Source organism: Prevotella sp. oral taxon 317 str. F0108 (genome assembly GCF_000162415.1).
In the GTDB taxonomy this organism is placed as follows: Bacteria; Bacteroidota; Bacteroidia; order Bacteroidales; family Bacteroidaceae; genus Prevotella; species Prevotella conceptionensis.
In genome coordinates this window covers 199,989-219,822 of the sequence record NZ_GG740074.1, presented here as the reverse complement: position 1 = coordinate 219,822, position 19,834 = coordinate 199,989, and the positions used below count along the sequence as shown (strand labels likewise).

General features: G+C 49.6%; 10 protein-coding genes. 9 read left to right on the top strand and 1 reads right to left on the bottom strand.

All coding sequences use genetic code 11. The features are described from left to right. Positions 1–441: 441 nt before the first annotated feature. Positions 442–3,405, bottom strand: coding sequence for a PEP/pyruvate-binding domain-containing protein (locus HMPREF0670_RS10280; RefSeq protein WP_009231091.1), 2,964 nt, complete (start codon positions 3,403–3,405; stop codon positions 442–444). Between the two features lie 467 nt (positions 3,406–3,872). Between HMPREF0670_RS10280 and HMPREF0670_RS10270 the strand changes: the two genes are divergently transcribed. The 9 genes from HMPREF0670_RS10270 to HMPREF0670_RS10225 form a co-directional block, all read left to right on the top strand. Then, positions 3,873–7,061, top strand: coding sequence for a SusC/RagA family TonB-linked outer membrane protein (locus HMPREF0670_RS10270; protein WP_044078129.1), 3,189 nt, complete (start codon positions 3,873–3,875; stop codon positions 7,059–7,061). Positions 7,062–7,073: 12 nt separating this feature from the next. Further along, on the top strand, positions 7,074–8,570 hold the full coding sequence (locus tag HMPREF0670_RS10265; RefSeq protein WP_009231089.1) for a SusD/RagB family nutrient-binding outer membrane lipoprotein: 1,497 nt from the start codon (positions 7,074–7,076) through the stop codon (positions 8,568–8,570). 100 nt (positions 8,571–8,670) lie between these two features. Next, positions 8,671–9,390, top strand: coding sequence for a BT_2262 family domain-containing protein (locus tag HMPREF0670_RS10260; protein WP_009231088.1), 720 nt, complete (start codon positions 8,671–8,673; stop codon positions 9,388–9,390). A gap of 12 nt (positions 9,391–9,402) precedes the next feature. Then, on the top strand, positions 9,403–9,918 hold the full coding sequence (locus HMPREF0670_RS10255; protein ID WP_009231087.1) for a lipid-binding protein: 516 nt from the start codon (positions 9,403–9,405) through the stop codon (positions 9,916–9,918). Between the two features lie 2,658 nt (positions 9,919–12,576). After that, on the top strand, positions 12,577–15,729 hold the full coding sequence (locus HMPREF0670_RS10245) for a SusC/RagA family TonB-linked outer membrane protein (protein WP_044078200.1): 3,153 nt from the start codon (positions 12,577–12,579) through the stop codon (positions 15,727–15,729). A gap of 23 nt (positions 15,730–15,752) precedes the next feature. After that, positions 15,753–17,483, top strand: coding sequence for a RagB/SusD family nutrient uptake outer membrane protein (locus tag HMPREF0670_RS10240; protein ID WP_044078127.1), 1,731 nt, complete (start codon positions 15,753–15,755; stop codon positions 17,481–17,483). 34 nt (positions 17,484–17,517) lie between these two features. Further along, positions 17,518–18,429, top strand: a complete 912-nt coding sequence (locus tag HMPREF0670_RS10235; protein ID WP_009231083.1) for a hypothetical protein — start codon at positions 17,518–17,520, stop codon at positions 18,427–18,429. A 60-nt stretch (positions 18,430–18,489) separates the two neighbouring features. Further along, the gene (locus HMPREF0670_RS10230) at positions 18,490–19,509 is read left to right on the top strand and encodes a M64 family metallopeptidase (RefSeq protein ID WP_044078126.1); all 1,020 of its coding nucleotides are present in this window, start codon (positions 18,490–18,492) and stop codon (positions 19,507–19,509) included. Positions 19,510–19,560: 51 nt separating this feature from the next. Next, positions 19,561–19,834, top strand: a 274-nt coding sequence (locus tag HMPREF0670_RS10225) for an acyltransferase family protein (RefSeq protein WP_044078125.1), incomplete at its 3' end; no start/stop codon positions are given.

Sequence of the window (19,834 nt, the reverse complement as noted above, 5' to 3'; positions counted from 1 at the left end):
ATTCTAGTGAATCTAGTAATTCTAGTTAATCCAGTAGTCCTAGTTAATCTAGTAACTGGTTATCCTAGCTAATCTAGTAACTAGTAATCCAAGTTATCTAGTTAATCTAGTGGTCATGGTAAATCTAGCAATCCTAGCAAATCTAGTATTTCTGGTTAATCTAGCCAGCCTAACTAAGCTAGTAAATTTGGCTCAATGGTCTTGTGCGCTTATAAACTTCCCTGTTTCCTTTTTTCTCCTTGTTACTTCCCCCTTGTTACTTCCTACTTATAACTTTCTACTTTCTCCTTACTCCTTACTGTCTTCTCCTTTCTCCTTCCTACTTATTACTTTCTCCTTACTACCTTTCTACTTTCTCTTTACTACCTTTCTACTTCCTCCTTACTACCTTCCTCCTTCCTCCTTGCTACCTTCCACTTTCTCCTTACTACTTTCTCCTTTCTACTTAGAAAAAGCAACCACTCCTTCTCCCTTCATTCCATCCATCAGTATGCGCAAGGGCTGGTTAAAGCGCACGTGCCGCACGTATTGTGTCTCTTCGATGGCGGGCATGGCATCGAGAATATCCTTACGGAAGAGGCCATCGGGAATGTTCGTGTCTATCGTAAAGTAGCCAACACCAAAGCTGGTGAGGTTTTGAAAGAAGTGTGTTCCTTGGCTAGGGTCTATCCGATAGTTCTTCAATGCCACCTCAACGATGACACGTGCTGCACTGATATGCGGCCATTTAACGGGAACGCCCAACCAAAAATCGCTCGAACCCCAACGCCCAGGACCCACAAGAATGTAGTTTCGGTCGGTGCCCAGAAAGCTGCTGTTGATGCGTTCTACGTCTTCGGCCACGCGATAGTTGTCGGCAGCCGAGAAATTGTCGCCGTACTTAACGTACACCACGTCGGTAACGTCGTCGCTAACGCCATGCCCCAATGTGTTGTGCGAACGCAGCAGGCACTGCTCGTTGGGTATGGCCGACAAGTCCTCGTCAAGCATTTGTTTGGCATCTACGATGGGGCGTATTTGCAAAAGGTTGAACTCGCCCGTACGGTCGGCGTTGATGTTGCAAGCAAACTCAATCTCCACAGGGCGTTTCATGGCATCCTCGCCATAGCGCATGGCCATTTGCATAATCTGCGGTAGCGGGAAAGCATCGTGCCTAAGCACGCCGCCAAAGGTGATGAGCTTGCGCCCACCATCGTAAAGACCCTCGCGGATGATGTTGTCGTTGGGGTCGTATGTAGAGGCGATGAAGTGCAGCGACTGGTCGGCCTCGGCCTCCTTTACGCCCAGTTTCAGGATGTTAAAGCCGTCGTCTACGGCAAAGTCGGTGTTGAGATGTGTGGTGTCGAGGGCGTAGAATTGCGCTTGCGTGTCGCGCAGAGCAATTTTCATCTCGCTTGTTTGCAGCACTTGGTTGGGGTGATAGGGACTAACGCGCAACGTCTGACCGCCATCCACGATGTATTTGCCCAACCCCAGGGCTAGGTTGGCAATGCCGTCTTCGGCTTGTTCGTCGCCAACGGGATAGTAATTGATGGAGCGCAGCACGCCGCTGATGTTGGGATAAAATCGCCCGCCATAGTCTTTACCCACAACGGCCTGCAAGATGACGGCCATTTTCTCTTGGTCGATAACGTTGCTTGTGGCCGACATGTAGGCCTTAGAGTCTTTATAAAACACGGATGCGTACACGCCTTTGATGGCCGCGGCAAGCATGCGGAGCATCACTTCGGCATCTTCGGTGTAAGGAATCATGTATGTGCTGTATATTCCTGCGAATGGTTGGTAGTGCGCATCTTCGAGTAGCGAGCTGGAACGCACGGCAATGGGGCAACGTGTGGCATCGAAAAAGGTGGTGAAGTCGGCTTTTAGGCTGTCGGGAAGCTTTGCGGCGAGGAAGTGGCGAAGTATCTCGTCGTCGGTTGCATCGCTTAGGGCAATTTGGTACAGGTTGTTCTGCTCCATAAATTGGTCGAAGAAATCCGTACACAGCACAACCGTCTTAGGGATGTGCACCTTTACGCCCGGAAAGCTGTTGAACTCTGGATGCCGCTTGATGATGTTGTCGAGAAAGGCCAGTCCGCGGCCTTTTCCACCCAACGAGCCGTCGCCGATGCGTGCGAAGTGGGCATAGCGGTCGAATTTCATGCGGTCGAACACGGCCACAACACCGATGTTTTTCATGTTGCGGTAGCGCACAATGGCCTCGAAGATAATTTGTCGGTGCGCATCCACATCCTTTAATTTGTGCCACGTAACGCCTTTGAGGAAGGCCGAAACGGGGAAAATGGCCCTTGCCGAAAGCCAACGGCTAACGTGGTTGCGGCTGATGTGGAAGAGCATCGAGTCGTAGGGGATGTTGAAAATGTTGTCTTGCAGCTGTTTAAGCGAGGCGATGCGCGCCACCTCCTTGCGCGTTTTGGGGTCGCGGAAGATGAAATCGCCAAAGCCCATGTGCTCTTCCATGAGGTGGCGCAGGTCGATGTTCATCTTCTTCGAGTTCTTGTCTACAAAGCGAAATCCCTCTTTCTCGGCCTTTTCGCGGTTGTTTGTTTCGGAGCTTTCCAGGATGAGCGGCACAAACTCGTCGCGGCGGCGTATCTCGCGCAACAGCTTGATGCCCGCCTCTGGGTCTTTAACGCCGTCTTTGGGAAAGCGTACGTCGCTGATAACGCCCAAAATGTTGTCGGCGTATTTGTCGTAGTATTCCATCGCCTCTTCGTATGTTCGTGCGAGAACCACTTTGGGCCGGCCCCGCATTCGCAAGGCGGCAGCCTGGCTGTTAAGGGCCTCGGTGGATATGCGCTTGCTGTGAACAAGGATGTAGCTGTACAGGTTGGGAAGGATGGAGGAGTAGAAGCGTATGCTGTCTTCTACCAACAAAATCATCTGCACGCCGCCTTCCTTGGTGTCGTGTTCCACGTTCATCTTGTCTTCGATAAGCTTGATGATGGAGAGGATGAGGTTGGTGTTGCCCAACCAGCAAAAAACATAGTCGAAGATGCTGAGGTCTTCGTCTTGCATTCGGCGCGTTATACCGTGCGAAAATGGCGTAAGCACCACGCAAGGCACCACGGGGAACCGCTCTTTTACGGCATGCGCCACGGCAAATGCGTCGTTGTCGGCATTGCCGGGCATGCAGATGATGAGGTCTACGCTAACGCCCTGCATCACCTCTTCGGCCTCTTCAACGGTGCTAACCTGCTTGAATGTGGGCGGATAGCGCAGTCCTAGTTCAACGTATTCGTTGTACATCTTCTCGTCGATGCGGCCATCGTCTTCCAACATAAAGGCATCGTAGGGGTTGGCCACGATAAGCACATTATATATGCGGTGTTTCATCAGGTCGATGAAGTTGACGTCTTTGAGTAGGATGTCGTTCCACTCTTGCGGTATTTTGTTGTCCATGTCGTTTTGTCTTTATGTTTGGCGCGTGTGGCCCGAAGGCCCAATGGGCGGCGTTTGCCTTGCCGTTAGCGGTGATGCAAAATTAAGGTAATGCGCCCGAACGCCCAAAACATTTAGGAAGAAGTTGCGCATGGTTCTGAATTTATTGTGCAAATGCAAAAGGATTGGTGGTAAATAAAGCGCGCGAAATGAAAGAATTGCAAAAACGTTTGCTATCAAAAAGATAGCGAATGTGTGCGAAAACATTGTATTTTGGTTATATATTTATGCATTTATTGCCGAATATTAATCAAAATAACGATTTTAGTTGCAAAATATTTGGTAGGTGTTTAAATTTTTCATAGCTTTGCAATATTCATTAAACGTTTGTAATTCGAACATAAGGCTTTGGCCATCCTTCTACGCTGAATAATCAATAGGCAACCATAAAGTGTTGTTTTTTATAATAACTAATGAGAGAATTTTTTATGGGAAAAAGGTTTACTATGCTATTGGGCAGCCTCTTCTTGTGTATGGGAGCGGCCTTGGCCCAAATGAAAATCTCAGGAACAGTAATCAGTTCGGAAGACGGACAACCCGTGATTGGGGCCTCTGTCGTTGTTACTGGCACGGGTCAGGGCACCGTTACCAACCTCGACGGACAGTTTACGCTTACCGTACCCGAACGTGCTAAGCTGCATATATCTTCGGCAGGCATGAAGGCTGTGGACGTAACAGCCAAGGACAATATGCGTGTTGTGCTCGAACCACTGAACACTACGCTGGGCGAAGTGGTGGTTACGGCGATGGGCATTAAGCGTTCGGCCAAGGCATTGGGCTTTTCGGCCACCGCTGTTAAGGGCGACGAGATTGCTGCGGCGCGCACCAACGACATCATGTCGAGCCTTGCAGGTAAGGTGGCGGGCGTGCAAATATCCAGTTCTTCGTCGGACCCAGGCTCGTCTAAGTCGGTTATCGTGCGTGGTATCAGTTCGTTGGGCAGCACCAATCAGCCGCTATACGTTATCGATGGCGTGCCGCTTAACAACAGCACGGTATCTACCGACAGGGACTTGAACCGCGGTTACGACTTTGGTAACGGCGCTAGTGCCGTGAATCCCGACGATGTGGAGAGCATGACCATCCTTAAAGGAGCGGCTGCAACGGCGCTGTATGGTAGCCGAGCCGCCAACGGTGTTATCCTTATCACCACCAAGACGGGTAAGAAAGCCCAAAAGGGACTGGGTATAGAATATAACGGCGGCATGCAGTGGGAAACGCTGTTGCGCCTGCCGCAGATGCAAAACGACTTTGGTATGGGTTGGTATGGCAACAAAACCGACAATGAGAACGGCTCCTGGGGGCCGCGTTTCGATGGTTCGTGGTTGCGTTACGGAGCGGTTTACGAAGGCACACAGAACTTTAAGAGTTACGTGCCGATAAAAAACAACGTGCGCGATTTCTTCGACACGGGCTATCGGTACAGCAATAGCGTGTCGCTTAACGGCGCAACAGACGTGAGCAACTTCTTCCTCAGCCTGTCGCAGATAAGCCAAGACGGCATCATACCCACCAATGCCGACAGCTATAACAAGTACACGTTCTCGGCAAGGGCAAGCCACAAGGTGAACAACCTCACGTTCAGCACGTCGCTTAACTATGCTTACCAACTCAACAACTTCGTGTCTACGGGGCAGAAGTCGAGCTCGATGTACAACAATGTGATGCAAACGCCGCGCGACATCAGCCTCGTTGAGCTGAAAGACCTGAACAACCCCTTCAACACACCGGGTTATTACTACACGCCCTACGGCGTAACCAATCCCTATTACGTGCTCAACAACTTTAAGAACGAGTTTGAAAGCGAGCGTTTCTACGGCAAGCTGCAACTGGATTACGACTTCTTGAAGTATTTTAAGCTTACCTATCGTTTCGGACTTGACACAAGTACCGAGCATCATGATATGGGCGAACCCAACATGTCGACCCTGTTTAAGGGCACACCCAACTGGGAAGACGCCCTGCGTAGCCTCACGGGGCGAGTGAGCGAGCAAACCACACGCCGCCGAGAGATAAACCAAGACCTGCTGGTTACGTTCGACAAAGACCTTACCGACAGTTGGCACGTCAACGCATTAGTGGGATTTAACGGCAACGAACGCAAGTACAGCTACCAGAGTTCGGAGATAACGAACCTCACCATACCCACTTGGCTCAACCTTGCCAACACTGCCGACAAGCCTACGATAAAGAGTTACCAGCGCACTCAGCGGCTGATGGGCGCGTTGGGACAAGCCGAGGTGGCGTTTAAAAACATGGTTTACCTCACGCTTACGGCCCGAAACGACTGGTCGTCAACGCTTCCGCGCGGCAGCCGCTCGTATTTTTACCCAGGCGCAACGGCCAGTTGGATATTCTCGGAGGTGCTTCCGGAGAACGTAAAGAAGACAGTTAACTACGCCAAACTGCGTGCTGCATGGGGAAAGACGGGCAACGACGCCCTGCCTTACATGGTAAACACCATCTATCCGCAAGGTTCGGCCAGCAGTAGCGGGTGGGCAACAAGTAAGTTCCCCTTCACCAATGGCGGTTGGAACGCCTATACCGTGGGCAATACGCTTGGCGGCAGCAAGCTAAGTCCTGAGATGACCACCGAGTTTGAAGTGGGACTGAACATGGCTTTCTTTGGAAATAGGCTCAGTTTTGATGCCTCGTTCTACAACCGAACCAGCGACCGCCAGATATTTAGCCTCGACATGGATGCCGCTTCGGGCTATCTTTACCAGAATATGAACCTGGGTGAGATACGTAACCGCGGCGTTGAACTCGTTGTTAGCGGCACACCCGTGAAACTGAAAGACTTTGCTTGGGACGTTACTTGGAACTTTACCAAGAACTGGAGCAAGGTAATCAGCCTGCCCGAAGAGCTAGGCGGCGAGTCGTCTATCTACGGATTGACTGGCGGAACGGGCCTTTACGCCAAAGTGGGAGAAGAACTTGGCGTGTTTAAGGCTTACGTGCCGCTGCGCGACCCCGCAACGGGGAAGGTCGTGGTAGACAACCAAGGCCTGCCCGTCCGCGATCCCAAGCAGCAAATAGTGGGCAGCATGAACTACAAATACACCATGGGCATCAACAACACCTTTACTTATAAGGGCGTTAGCCTTTCGGTAGACGTGGACATACGTCAAGGTGGAAAGATGTTCTCGCGCACCAAAAGGATAACTCACTTTACAGGAAACGCCATGCAGACGGCTTACAACAGCCGCAACCCGTGGATTATACCCAACACTGTGGTGCAGAACGGAACCGATGCGCAAGGCAAACCCGTGTATGTTGACAACAACACGCCGCTCAATGCCACGAGCATTTATAAGTTCTGGGACGATGGCGGATTGGAATTGGGGGCGGGCGACCTTATCGACAAGTCGTACATTAAGTTGCGCGCAATCACCCTTAGTTGGGCTTTGCCCAAGAAGTGGCTGGCCAACACCTTCCTCACCGATGTGCGCCTGTCGGCATTCGGCAACAACCTCTTCCTCTGGACACCTGCCGAAAACACCTTTGTAGACCCCGAGCTAACATCGTTCGGCAACGACTTGCGAGGCAACTTCGGCGAGTGGTCGGCCAATCCTAGCTCGCGAAAGTTCGGCTTCAACGTTTCCGTTAAATTCTAAACCCGCAGCATGATGAAAAAGATAACAATACTGGCAGCCCTCGCAACGATGGTGTTAAGCGGCTGCAACCTCGACATAAACGACGATCCCAACTACCCGTCGGAGGCACAGGTAACGCCTGAGAAGTTGTTCCCGTCTGCCGAGAACGCTATCGCCGATGCCTTGGGCGACCAGATGTTCACCTACGCGGGCTTCTTCTCGCAGTACTTCGAGCAGCGCCCCGAACAAAACCAATACAACAACTTGGCCGAATTGCACCTTGATGAAGGTAGCAATCTCTTCGACAGGTGCTACCAAACGCTATATGCCGGTGCACTGAAAGACTTGCAAGAGGTGATGGCGAAGAGCCCAAACAAGGCCAACCACTACGCCTGCACCGTGCTGAGGGCGTGGGCATATCAGCTGCTTGTAGACAATATGAGCGATGCGCCTTACTCTGAAGCCCTGAAAGGCAAGGCCAACCCAACGCCTAAATGGGAAGACGGTAAGACCGTTCTCATGGGCGTGCTAGACGAACTGGACAAGGCTGAGGCTAATGTCGGCGGTGAAAGCATGACCGTAGACGACCCCATGATGGATAAGAAACTAAGTCAGTGGAAGGGATTTGCCAACGCTTTGCGCCTGCGCATCTACATGCGCTTCATAGACGGCGGCGTAGACGTGGCCAACTATACGCAAAAGGCGAAAGACCTGGTGGCGGCCAACGCTTTCTTCAAGGGCGACATCATGTTTGATGTGTTTTCGCCTGTGCAAAATCAGTACAATCCTTGGTATGGGTCCATCTTTGCGTTGAATGCCAACAACTATGTGGCGGCTTATCCTTTGGTGGAATATTACAGCGATACCGACGACCCACGCATGGGCTATGCCATAAGCGTAACCGCTGCGACAGGTAGCTATGTAGGCCAGTTGCCTGGCGCAAAAACTACGATGAAAGAATGGAGAAACAACCAGGATTGGAAAAACAAAAACGTCAGTGCCATCAAGTTTTCCGTCATGAAGGCGCAACCCATCTTTGCCTTTACCGAAAGCGAATTGCAATTTTTGTTGGCCGAAGTGCAGCTAAGGTTCAACAACGATGCTGCCAAAGCCAAAGCATGCTATGAGCAAGGCGTGAAGGCAGACTTCGCTTGGCGGAACTTGAAAGTGGGAGAAGCAACTGCTTTCTTGGCAAACGACAAAGTGAAGTTCGACGGAAAGAGCGTTGAAGAGCAGCTGCACCTTATATATATGCAGAAGTGGGCCGCCTTCTTTATGCGCAACCACATGGAAGCATGGTCCGAAATAAGGCGTACCAACGTGCCGCAAACCAGCAAGTTTACCGCCAAACAGGTGTTCGACGGCGAAGGCTATACCCCTGGCGACCTCATTGTGCCGGCCGTTAACCACATACAAGTGGGCGGTTTGGCCAAGCGCGTGCCTTATCCCAACCACGCCCGAAGGCTGAACCCGGCGCAAACGCCGCCCGAAAAGAAACTGAGCGACCCTGTTTTCTGGGATGTTAAATGATATGAGGCCTTTGTCCCAACACGTCTCTCTCTCCGCGCTGAGAGAGGGCCGTGGAATGAAGCAAAACACCTTATTATATAACGTATAAACTGCAAAAACAATGAACAAATATATCATCAACCTGTTGCCTGCACTGGCACTCGTAGTGGGATTGAGCGCATGTGGCGATGAAAGTTTCACCGACTCGAAGGTTACGCCCATCGTCTTGATGGACATGGCAGGCGATGCCACGATTGAAGTGGCATTGGGTGCTACGTACCAAGACCCGGGTTGCACCGCCACCTATATGGGAAAAGACTATACCGCCAAGATGGAAGTGGACGGGCTGGATGCCGTAAACACCAACGCGCCTGGCTTATATCCCATTAACTACTCTTGCACAACGCCCGACGGCTACACCTACGAGGCACAGCGTGTGGTGGCCGTTTGCAACCCCAAGGTGAAGTATAAGGCTGCCGGAACCTTCTTCACGGCTGCCGGCACAAAGCGTGTAGATGCCAATGGCGTGGAGCAAACGTACGCCAAGAGTGTTGTAAACGTTACGCAACTGGCCAGTGGATTGGTTAAGGTAGACGACCTGTTGGGCGGATATTACCAGGCAATGAAAGCCACAGGACAGCCAACGGCCGACGCCGTAACCATACAGGCACTGCTGCTTATGGCCGAAGACGGCACTTTTCAGCCCTATTCGGTAAAGGCAAACGGCGCCCCCGTCCAACTAGACGCTTTCTCCAATGCCACTTTTAACGCCAAGAAGGGTGTGTTTACATGGACCGTAACCTACAAAGGCGACACTTACAACATTGTGTTGAACAGATAAAAAGCAATGATTATGAAGAAATACATCATACAGATGGCCGCAGCAGCGTTCGCCCTGATGGGCCTTTCGGCTTGCGACGTAGAAACCAACGAGAAACCAGGCGGAACGGAAGTGGAGCAGATGGCCGGCTTTTGGGATGTGCGTGTGCACGAGGTGAACGCCGACGGAACGCTTACGCAAAACGCGTTTGGCGGCAGCACTTATAACCTGCAAACCTATAACACGGTAGAAAACACGGCCGATAAGATGTGGGTGAACGTGAGTGTAGGCAAGAAATGGAGCCTGTTGCTTGTTACGCCCATTAATTATGGCGCGCGCACCTTTGCTTGCCAAAACGTGAAAGCCGTGTATAACAGCGACGATGCCGGGGCAACAGTGAGCATTACCGATGGAAAGGTGCTAGAAGGGCAGGGGCATAACCTGCACAACCTGCCCACAGACAGCATTGTGTTTAATGTGCAACTGAGCACTTACCCAGGCAAAACCTACCGCGTAACGGGCACGCGCCGAAGTGGATTTACCGAATAAGGTCGCCGCTATTACGTATTTCGTAAAGGCTAGGCCAATGGCTTAACATACACAACCGTGCTTGCATGGTGTGTTCGTCCTGGCCGGATGTGCTAGGCGCAACATCGTGTTACTTACACCGATGCTTTCATGGGGCGTACCACATTTGTGGTGAGCCCCTTTTAGGTTAGGGCAGCAAAGGCTGTTAGTCCGAATATTACAAGAAGGCCAAACGTAACAAGTAAACCGCGTATAACAAGTAAATTACGTATAACAAGTAAGTGGCGTATAACTGGTAACCCTGGTAAACTAGGCGGTATGGCTTAACCAGCAAGTCTAGATACTAGCAATCCTCGCTTGCTCCTATACCTAACGCTCTTTAGCTCGCCATCTTGTTAACTCACCACCTTGTTAACAGGCCAACTTACCACCTTGTTAACTTGCCAACTCCTCAACTCCCCAATTCCTCAACCCTTCACCTCTTCACACCTTCCCCTTGCCTCCTTGTTAACTTGCCACCTTGTTAACCCGTCAACTTATAACCCGTCAACTTGCCAACTTGTCACCTTGTTATAGTCAAACAGAATTGGATTTGAAAAGACACAGCAGCATCGTAAACAAACAGAAAATCTCCTTTTCCTCCGCGTAAGGGTTTGTTCATTCTATGCAACGCACGTCTTGCAGGCTGCTAACAACAATTTTCCAAATGCAATTCTGTTTGACTATGATTTGCCGACTGCTCGACTCCCTAACTCCTAAAAGTGAAAGGGTGAAAAGGTGAAAAAGTGAAAAGATGGCTGCGCCTACCAACTTGTCATCTTGTTATCTCGTCAACTAAAAACATCTCGCCAGCTTGTCAACTCGTTAACTTGTCAACCCGTCAACTAACAAACTCACCAACTCAAAAACTTAAATTGTTATCTTTATTTTTACAAAGTCGTTCTAATTCTTACTTCGTTCTAGCGAAAATAAAGGCTCAAAAGTAGGTAAACTGCCACTGTTTTTTGCTTTTCACGTCTTCCAAAGTGTACAGTTCTAAGAAAAACACCTGCATTTTGCACCATTTTGCTTTTCTAGATTGGTTGCTGGATCGAAATTCTTCAGGCCCAATTACCTGCTTTTAGCCCCTAAAATCCTGCTTTTTAGCAGCTATTTTACCCTTTTTAGCCCTGTTTTTCATGGCTCGCAAGGGTTATATTTATACTTTTGCAGTGCATTTTTATGCTTTTCGCCCTGCGTTTAGCACCAAAACGCCTTGCATTTAGCACCAAAATACCTTGCATTTAGTACCAAAACGCAGTGCATTTAGCGGCAAAACGCAGTGCATTTAGCGGCAAAACGCAGTGCAATTAGTACCAAAACGCAGTGAAATCAGCCGAAAACAGCCCTAAAACTGGTGCAACTGGTGCTCCCGTTAAATAAAAATTCATTTTCCCGCATCCGCATACTACCCCCTCTCTGCATCAAAACAAACCCTCGCGAGAATCGATTTTTTGGGGCAAGGTGGGCAATTGGTGAGCAAAAAGGGCACTTTTAATGTTAAATTTATTACTGAAAAGCTTACAGCGATTGATGAGTTAACAGGTGAACAGGTTAAGAAGAAGACAAGTGGATAAGTGAATAAGTTAATCGTTCTTTTCTCGTTCCTCGAAAAGTGCGTTTTCTCGCCATGACAATGTTCGAGCAAGCTCGGCATTGTTCATTTGGCTTAACGAAAACGTTCTTTTCTCGTTCCTCGAAAAGTGCGTTTTCTCGCCATGGCAATGTTCGAGCAAGCTCGGCATTGTTCATTTGGCTTAACGAAAACGTTCTTTTCTCGTTTCTATAAAAGTGTGTTTTCTCGCCATGGCAATGTTCGAGCAAGCTCGGCATTGTTCATTTGGCTTAACGAAAACGTTCATCTTTCGTGTTTTGACATAAATACGTCCATTTTGACATGAGAACAGATGAAACATAAAGAATTGCGCTTTATTTTTTTCCTCATTATGTGCCATGGGAAAGATGCTTTCAACTTGTAAAGAACGTATTGAAAGAACTCTCGCCAGGTTACCTTTTTGAGACAGATCCATGTCTTGCCACAGGCGAATGGGGCAGAATTTCAGTTTTCATCATATCGTTGTCCTGTTCTTCGTATATGAGCGGGGCGTTTATCTTGGTTTCACAGCACAAAGACATAAACTCCTCTCAATCTCTAGAAATATTAAAAGTCAAGACGACTTCTGCATATATTTTCATTAATATTACAGGGCGGCCGTTCTTTCTGTGTGCCTTAACAACCGCACAAACTATTGAACATAAGTAACTTCAAGAAAAACACTCACATTGTGCCACGCCAACAAAATTCAACTAACAAGCTTTTTTTCTCGCCAAATCTTTGCTGCATTTGCAGAATTTAATTACATTTGCCATCCAGAGAGTGAAATGAATATAAAAGCTCTTGGCAAGTTTTGGAAATAACCTAACAATGTATTTTGAGTTTTATCACGGCATTATTTTGCGGACTTGGTTGAAATTGACGGTAAGGCCACGCTGTTGAAAGAGCCGCGAAAGAAACGTGACACGGCAGAGAAGACATTGGAGGACTATGGTTACAATGCGTCCTTACCATAGGGAACTTTTTAGAACGAGCCTTTCAAACCTAACAAAAAACATACTATTAACAATTGACTTTACTCTATGATGAGAAGAACTGCAACATTAATGATTCTGTGCCTTGTGGCTTTCTTCGCCGCAGCACAGACAATGAAGGTCAGTGGAACGGTGGTAGACGAGTCGGGCGAACCCATTATCGGTGCCTCGGTAAAGGTTAAAGACACAACGCTGGGCGCGGCCACCAACCTCGATGGAAAGTTTACGCTCGACAACGTACCACGAACGGCACGCGAGTTAATCGTTTCGTACATCGGTATGAACACGGTAACGGCAACCATCAAGTCCGAGATGCGCATCGTCATGAAGTCGGATGCGAAACAAATCGACGACGTTATCGTGGTGGCTTTCGGTAAGCAAAAGCGCGAGGCGTTCACTGGTTCGGCCGGCGTTCTTAATGCCGACAAGATAGCCGAGCGACAAGTGAACAACCCCTTGTCGGCCCTTAACGGCAAGGTTTCGGGCGTACAGATGATCGAAGGAAACGGTCCGTCGTCGTCGCCCACCATCCAAATCCGCGGCATCAGTTCGCTCAATGCCGGCAACGGGCCGCTCATCGTTGTCGACGGACTTCCCTATTCGGGCTATTACAGCGACATCAATCCCGCCGATGTAGAGAGCATCAGCGTGTTGAAAGATGCCGCATCGAACTCGCTTTACGGTGCACGCGGCGCCAATGGTGTAATTCTCATTACCACCAAAACGGCCAAACGCGGCAATGCCGTTATCTCGGTAGACGCCAAGTGGGGCTTTAACGAAGATGCCAAAGTTGATTACGACAACGTAAAATCGCCCGGCGAGTACTACGAAATGTTTTATAAAGCCATCTACAACAAGTTTCATTACGGCGACGGAATGGATGCTTACTCGGCCTATCTCAAAGCAAACGAAACCATTTACAAGCCCGGAAGCCAAGGTGGACTGGGCAGCATCGTTTACAGTGTGCCACAAGGCGAATACCTTATTGGGCAAAACGGCAAGCTAAACCCACATGCAACGCTGGGCAACGTGGTTCGGCACAACGGCAAAGAGTACATGCTTTATCCCGACGATTGGAAGAAAGAAGGACTGCGCAAAGGCTTCCGCCAAGAGTATAACATCGGCATCAATGGCGGAACAGACATCTTCAAGACCTACGCCAGCATTGGCTACATGAAGAATAATGGTATTTGCTACGGCTCAGACTACACGCGCTACTCGGCTCGCTTAAAGTCGGAGTACCAAGCACGCAAGTGGTTAACCTTCGGCGGAAACATCAGTTACACGCATTCTGAGTCTAATTCGTCGGGCAATGCATTCGGTGCAGCCCACCAAATACCTCCCATCTACCCCTTATACCTTCGCGATGGCAAAGGCAATATCATGTACGACCGCAACGGAAAGATGTACGACTATGGCAACGGAGCGGTTAACGGCGTAACGAGAGAGATTTTCTTAAACGATGCACCCTTGCAAAACGACCTGCTGAACATATCGACCAACAGCAGCAATGCCTACGGAATGCAAGGGTATGCAGACTTTTCGTTCCTCGAAGACTTTAAGCTTACAACCAACGTAAGCATCTATAACACCGAAAACCGCGACAACGATGCCGCCAACCCATATTATGGGTTCGACAAAACTCGTGGCGGACAGGTTGGCGTTTCGCACTATCGCACCTTCGCTTTCAACACGCAACAGCTGCTCAACTATAATAAGGAGTTTGGGAAACACACCGTTTCGGCCCTGTTAGGCCACGAGTACACACGCAACAGCAGCACTACCCTTACGGGAAGAAAGAACAACATCTTTGCTTATAAGATGAACACCGAGCTGTCGGGCGCGCTTACGCTGGTGTCGGCAAATAGCTACAAGGACCTCTATAACATCGAAGGCTTCTTCTTCCGCGGGCAATACGACTACGACAGCAAATATTTCGCATCGGCATCGTTCCGCCGCGACGGTTCGTCACGTTTCCATCCCAAACACCGTTGGGGTAACTTCTGGTCGTTTGGCGGTGCTTGGATAATGACCAAGGAAAAGTGGTTCAAGCCTAAATGGGTAGACATGCTGAAACTTAAAGCCAGTTTCGGACAGCAAGGAAACGACGCCATTGGCGACTTCTACTACTCAGACTTCTACGACTTGTTGGCTGTAAACGGCGAGGGTTCGTTGGCTTTCAGCAACAAAGGTAAGCGAAACATCACGTGGGAAACCAACACCAACATAAACGCCGGCTTTGAATTTGAATTGTTTAAGCGCCGACTTACGGGTAGCGTGGAGTTCTATCAGCGCAAAACCACCGACATGTTGCTGTGGTTCTCGGTGCCTCCTTCGTTGGGATATGATGGCTACTACGACAATGTTGGCGACATGATGAACCGCGGTATCGAAGTAAACCTCGACGGCGACATCATCCGCACCAAGGACATAACATGGTCGATGAACTTCAATATCACCCACAACCGCAATAAGATAAGCTATCTTCCCAAAGAAAATAAAACGTTAGAGAAAGAAGGGCACGCAGGTTATTCAGACGGTTCGCGCTATATCGGCGAGGGATTACCCATCAATACGTGGTACATCAAGAAGTTTGCAGGCGTAAACGAAGAAGGGTTGAGCACATGGTATTATACGGACCAGGCAACAGGCAAGCTAAAACCCACAACCGATTACAGTTCGGCCGACTACTATTTGGGCGGCAGTCCGCATCCCGACGTGTACGGAGGTTTCGGCACTTCGGTACGCGCCTACGGCTTCGACCTAAACATTAGTTTCATTTACTCGCTCGGTGGCAAGGGCTACGACAACGGGTACGAAGGCATGATGCGCAACCCCGAACCCTCGATTGCACCGCAAGCGTACCACAAAGACCTGCTCAAAGCTTGGACACGAGAGAACCCCAACAGCAACATACCTCGTTTCCAATACGGCGATTTGAAAACAACCGCCTTCTCTGATAGGTTCTTAATCGATGCCAGCACGCTTACATTCAAGTCGATAAGCCTAGGCTACACCTTCCCTGCACAGCTTATCAAGAAGCTGCAACTAAGCAGTTTGCGCGTCTTCCTCTCGTGCGACAACGTGGCCTATTGGAGCAAACGCAAGGGATTCGACCCCCGAACAAGTCTCAATGGTAACGTAAGCGACGGTACCTATTCGCCCATGCGCACAACATCCGCTGGCATATCTGTTAAATTCTAACAATAAAGAAAGGAACAACATTTATGAAACGATTCATAAAAAACATCATATTGCTCAGCCTAACAGCACCTGTCTTAACTGCCTGCCTAGAAGAAGCGTACCCTGGACGGGGTTTCACGCAAGAACAATTGTTTGAAACCGACAATACGGCAGCCGCTCTAAGCAAGGCCATACCTGGTGCAATGCTGCGCATGGGCAAAGGAAACGGACATTACGGATATGCGGGCCTAGCAATGGACAGAGAAACTATGTGTGCCGAGCTGCCCGTTTACGATGTACTCTACGACTTTTATCAGGATGAGGGTTTCGACCGCAATTATAGTCCCGAGTATTATGTGGCAACAGATTGGTGGCCTTTCTACTACGAGCTTATCAAGAAAGCCAACCTCACTGTGGGCGCGGTAGCCATCAACGAAAACACAACAGCCGAAGAACTTGCCCACGTTGGCAACGCACTTGGCTATCGCGCTTTTGCCTATTACGATATGGCCTTCGCCTACGAGTATAAGAAAACGGGGTATGGCAAACTGGATGAAAAGGCTGCTATCGATAAAATCTACGGCCTTACTGTGCCTATCCGTACCGAGAGCACCACGCAACAAGAGGCGACAACAGATAGGCGTGCGCCCTTCTACGTGATGTATCGTTTTATCATGACCGACCTAGACCGGGCTGAGAAATACCTGCAAGGCTACAAAAGGAGCGGTGCCAACATGATGGACCAAGGCGTTATCTTTGGTATTAAGGCACGCCTGTGGTTGCAACTAGGTACGCGGTTCGAGAAAAACAACGATGATTTGCAAATGCAACTGAGCCACGAAAACGATGAGGCACTAGCCAAATACGACAAACTGGGCATCACATCGGCCAACGATTGCTTTAAAAAGGCGGCCCAATATGCGCGCTTGGCCATTAGCGAAGGCCATCGTCCGCTTACCAAGGCCGAATGGTTTAATAGCACAACGGGCTTTAATACGGCCAACGAAGCGTGGCTGCTGGCCGTGCAAATCAACTCGAGCGACATGACGAATGGGTCTGATTGGAACTGGAAAAACTTTGTTGGCAACATGTCTTCCGAAAACACTTTCGGTGTGAACAACCTCGAATACAAGGCTTTCCGCATGATAGACGCAGGCTTGTATAAAGGCATTGAGAACGGCGATTGGCGTAAAAACACGTGGATTGCCCCCGCAGATGCTGGCCAAACTGCGGCTTACTCGAAGTACACCACGCTCTACAAGTCCGACGACTGGGTAAAACTACCAGCCTATACAGGCTTAAAGTTCCACCCACGCAGCGGTGAAATGAAGAACTACAAGGTGGGGGCAGCCGTCGACATTCCATTAATGCGCGCCGAGGAAATGTTCCTCATAGAGGCTGAGGCCAAAGCCCATTACGAGGGATTGGCGGCTGGCAAGCAGGCATTGACCAATTACCTGAACACCTATCGTTACGACGACAACTCTTATCAGTGCACCGCCACAACCATGGATGCCTTTAACGATGAGATATTACGCCAAAAACGTATTGAGTTCTGGGGCGAAGGCATCGTATTCTTCGACTACAAGCGGCTCGAAAAGGCAGTCATCCGCCACTACGAAGGTTCTAACCATCCCACAGACTATCAGTGGAACACCAAGGCGGGTTTCGTAGCACCGCGCATGAACATCTGCATCAGCCACTACGAAAGGCAGTATAACGCGAACATCGTTAACAATCCCGACCCCACGGGCGTTCACGAGGAAAAGAAGTAAGACATTGTTTTGATAACACATAACAGCTTTTAGAATGAAAACATTTAAGCATATAGGTCTAATAGGGGTGCTAACTGCCGTGGCATTGTTCACGGCCTGCTCCGATAAAGACGACTACACACCTGGCCCCGAAGTGGCCAGTGGATGCCAGCAAGTGCGTTTTGCCGACACGAACAATACCATCTGCGTGTTAGATTCGGCCAACACCGACGACCGAACGGCAACAATAACACTTAAACGAAACAACACTGGCGCAGCACTAACCACACCTGTAAAAATCGTTTCGCAATCGGCTGGGCTAACAATCCCCACCGAAGTGACTTTCGCTGCTGGCGACTCGCTCGCCACGCTTGCCATCAAAGCCCCAGAAAAGGTGGCCCTGAAAGATGTGTACAGCTACGAACTTAAACTAGAAGGCAACGATGTAGACCCCTATTCTAAACTGGATGGCGGCGTGGTATTCTCTGGACAGCTTAACTTCCCCATGTCGAAGAAGGCCGAATTTTATGCCGACCCTGCTTCGAAAAACTATGCGCTGTTCAACGCTTGGACAGAAATGGTGATGGATTTAGGCAACAACAACTTCTACATCAAAGACTTTATGCACTCTGGAGAGAACCTCTGGCTCATAACCAGTTCAACAGGCGTGCTCGGAGTAAAGAGCGATTCGTGGACAAAAAGCTGTATCGTGGCAGACACTTCTGCACCAGGCAGCTACTCGTATCACTTCAAAAAAGTTGTAGACAAGCTGTTGAAACCCTATCCCCTTTATCCGCTTGGCAACGCTAGCGGTAAGCCGTGGATTAGCGAATTGACACTATACGGAGGACCCGATTACTCTTCTTACAGCTCAAACGGCACTTGGGGTAAAATCTATATCGAGCATGCCAAGTACAGCACAGGCGAAGAGGAGAGTTGGGTTTACCTTTATTTCCAACTAAAATAAGCTACAATGGAGGGGCCTTCGTCTTGGCCTCTCCGCTTTTCAACCGCTAAAACAACACTTATGCTTTATAAATTCAAACATTTAACTTACATCGCCCTTGCCCTTCTTGCGCTAACGTTTACGGCATGTAACGAAAGCGGCGATGACGTTGAGGAGACTTCGCTCGTTAAACAGAACGACGAAATTGTGGCCTTAGACGGGAAAGTAACCACGTTGCAAACGGCAACAAAGGGCAATGGCTACAACATCATCCTTATGGGCGACGGATTTACCGTAGACTTGATAAAGAACGGAACCTACGAAGAGGTGATGAAGAAGTCGGCCGAACATCTGTTCGCGCTCGAACCAATGAAGTCGCTTAGGCCTTATTTCAATGTCTACGTCGTCCAGAAGGTTTCACTCAGCAGCGACCTAAGTGGTTCTACGGCTTTGGCAAGCACCATTAAGAACGGTAAGGTTTGCGGATTTATCAACGATGACAACCTAGACTACAAGACCATGCTTTACGCCTCGACCGTTCCTGGTTATAAAGAAGAGAACTCTGTTATCAGCGTGGTGATGAACACCACCAAACCAGGCGGCATTACATTCTGGGGCGGTTGGGGTTCTACATTGGCTTGCGCCTATACCACGCTTTATGGCGGTGTTGATGGCCCCTACTTCCGACACACCCTCGTACACGAAACGGCTGGGCATGCTATCGGCAAGCTCGACGACGAATACGACTTGCAGAACCTCGACATCGACGATGCCGGTAGGGAACGTTTTGCTTACGGTCACACTTTGGGTTGGTTGATGAACGTTTCAACAACCAATGATGCCACCAAGGCACCTTGGGCCGAGTTCTTGGCCGACACGCGCTATGCCAATCAAGGCCTAGGGCTTTTCCTAGGAGGTGGCGCACGTTATGCCACTGGCGTTTGGCGTCCTAGCGAAAACAGTATTATGCGCACCACGGATGTCGACCATATTGAGTTTAACGCCCCTTCGCGCCGCGCCATCTACAACAAGGTGATGCAAGTAACAACAGGGCGCACGCCCACTTACGAAGAGTTCGTGGCCTTCGACCAAAAGCGATAACCGCCCCAATCCGCGGCACCTCGCACACCATCTTCACACGATTACCGCCCCATGACCTCAAACAACACCTCTGCGGCAGCTTTTGCCGATACCAAGCCACACTATCACTTGCTAGACGGATTGCGCGGCGTTGCCGCCCTCGTGGTTATTTGTTATCATATAGGCGAAGATTTTGCCACAAACGGCCTCACGCGGTGTGTCAATCACGGCTATTTGGCCGTCGATTTCTTCTTCATGCTCTCGGGCTTCGTCATCGGTTATGCCTACGATGATCGCCTAAAAACTATGGGCATTATGGCCTTTGTTAAGCGAAGGGTTATCCGCC

Bases quoted from the DNA above. Each gene is read 5' to 3' on its own strand.
- HMPREF0670_RS10245 (WP_044078200.1), top strand. From the start codon at position 12,577: ATGAGAAGAACTGCAACATTAATGATTCTGTGCCTTGTGGCTTTCTTC.
- HMPREF0670_RS10260 (WP_009231088.1), top strand. From the start codon at position 8,671: ATGAACAAATATATCATCAACCTGTTGCCTGCACTGGCACTCGTAGTG.
- HMPREF0670_RS10235 (WP_009231083.1), top strand. From the start codon at position 17,518: ATGAAAACATTTAAGCATATAGGTCTAATAGGGGTGCTAACTGCCGTG.
- HMPREF0670_RS10240 (WP_044078127.1), top strand. From the start codon at position 15,753: ATGAAACGATTCATAAAAAACATCATATTGCTCAGCCTAACAGCACCT.
- HMPREF0670_RS10280 (WP_009231091.1), bottom strand. From the start codon at position 3,405: ATGGACAACAAAATACCGCAAGAGTGGAACGACATCCTACTCAAAGAC.
- HMPREF0670_RS10265 (WP_009231089.1), top strand. From the start codon at position 7,074: ATGAAAAAGATAACAATACTGGCAGCCCTCGCAACGATGGTGTTAAGC.
- HMPREF0670_RS10255 (WP_009231087.1), top strand. From the start codon at position 9,403: ATGAAGAAATACATCATACAGATGGCCGCAGCAGCGTTCGCCCTGATG.
- HMPREF0670_RS10270 (WP_044078129.1), top strand. From the start codon at position 3,873: ATGGGAAAAAGGTTTACTATGCTATTGGGCAGCCTCTTCTTGTGTATG.
- HMPREF0670_RS10230 (WP_044078126.1), top strand. From the start codon at position 18,490: ATGCTTTATAAATTCAAACATTTAACTTACATCGCCCTTGCCCTTCTT.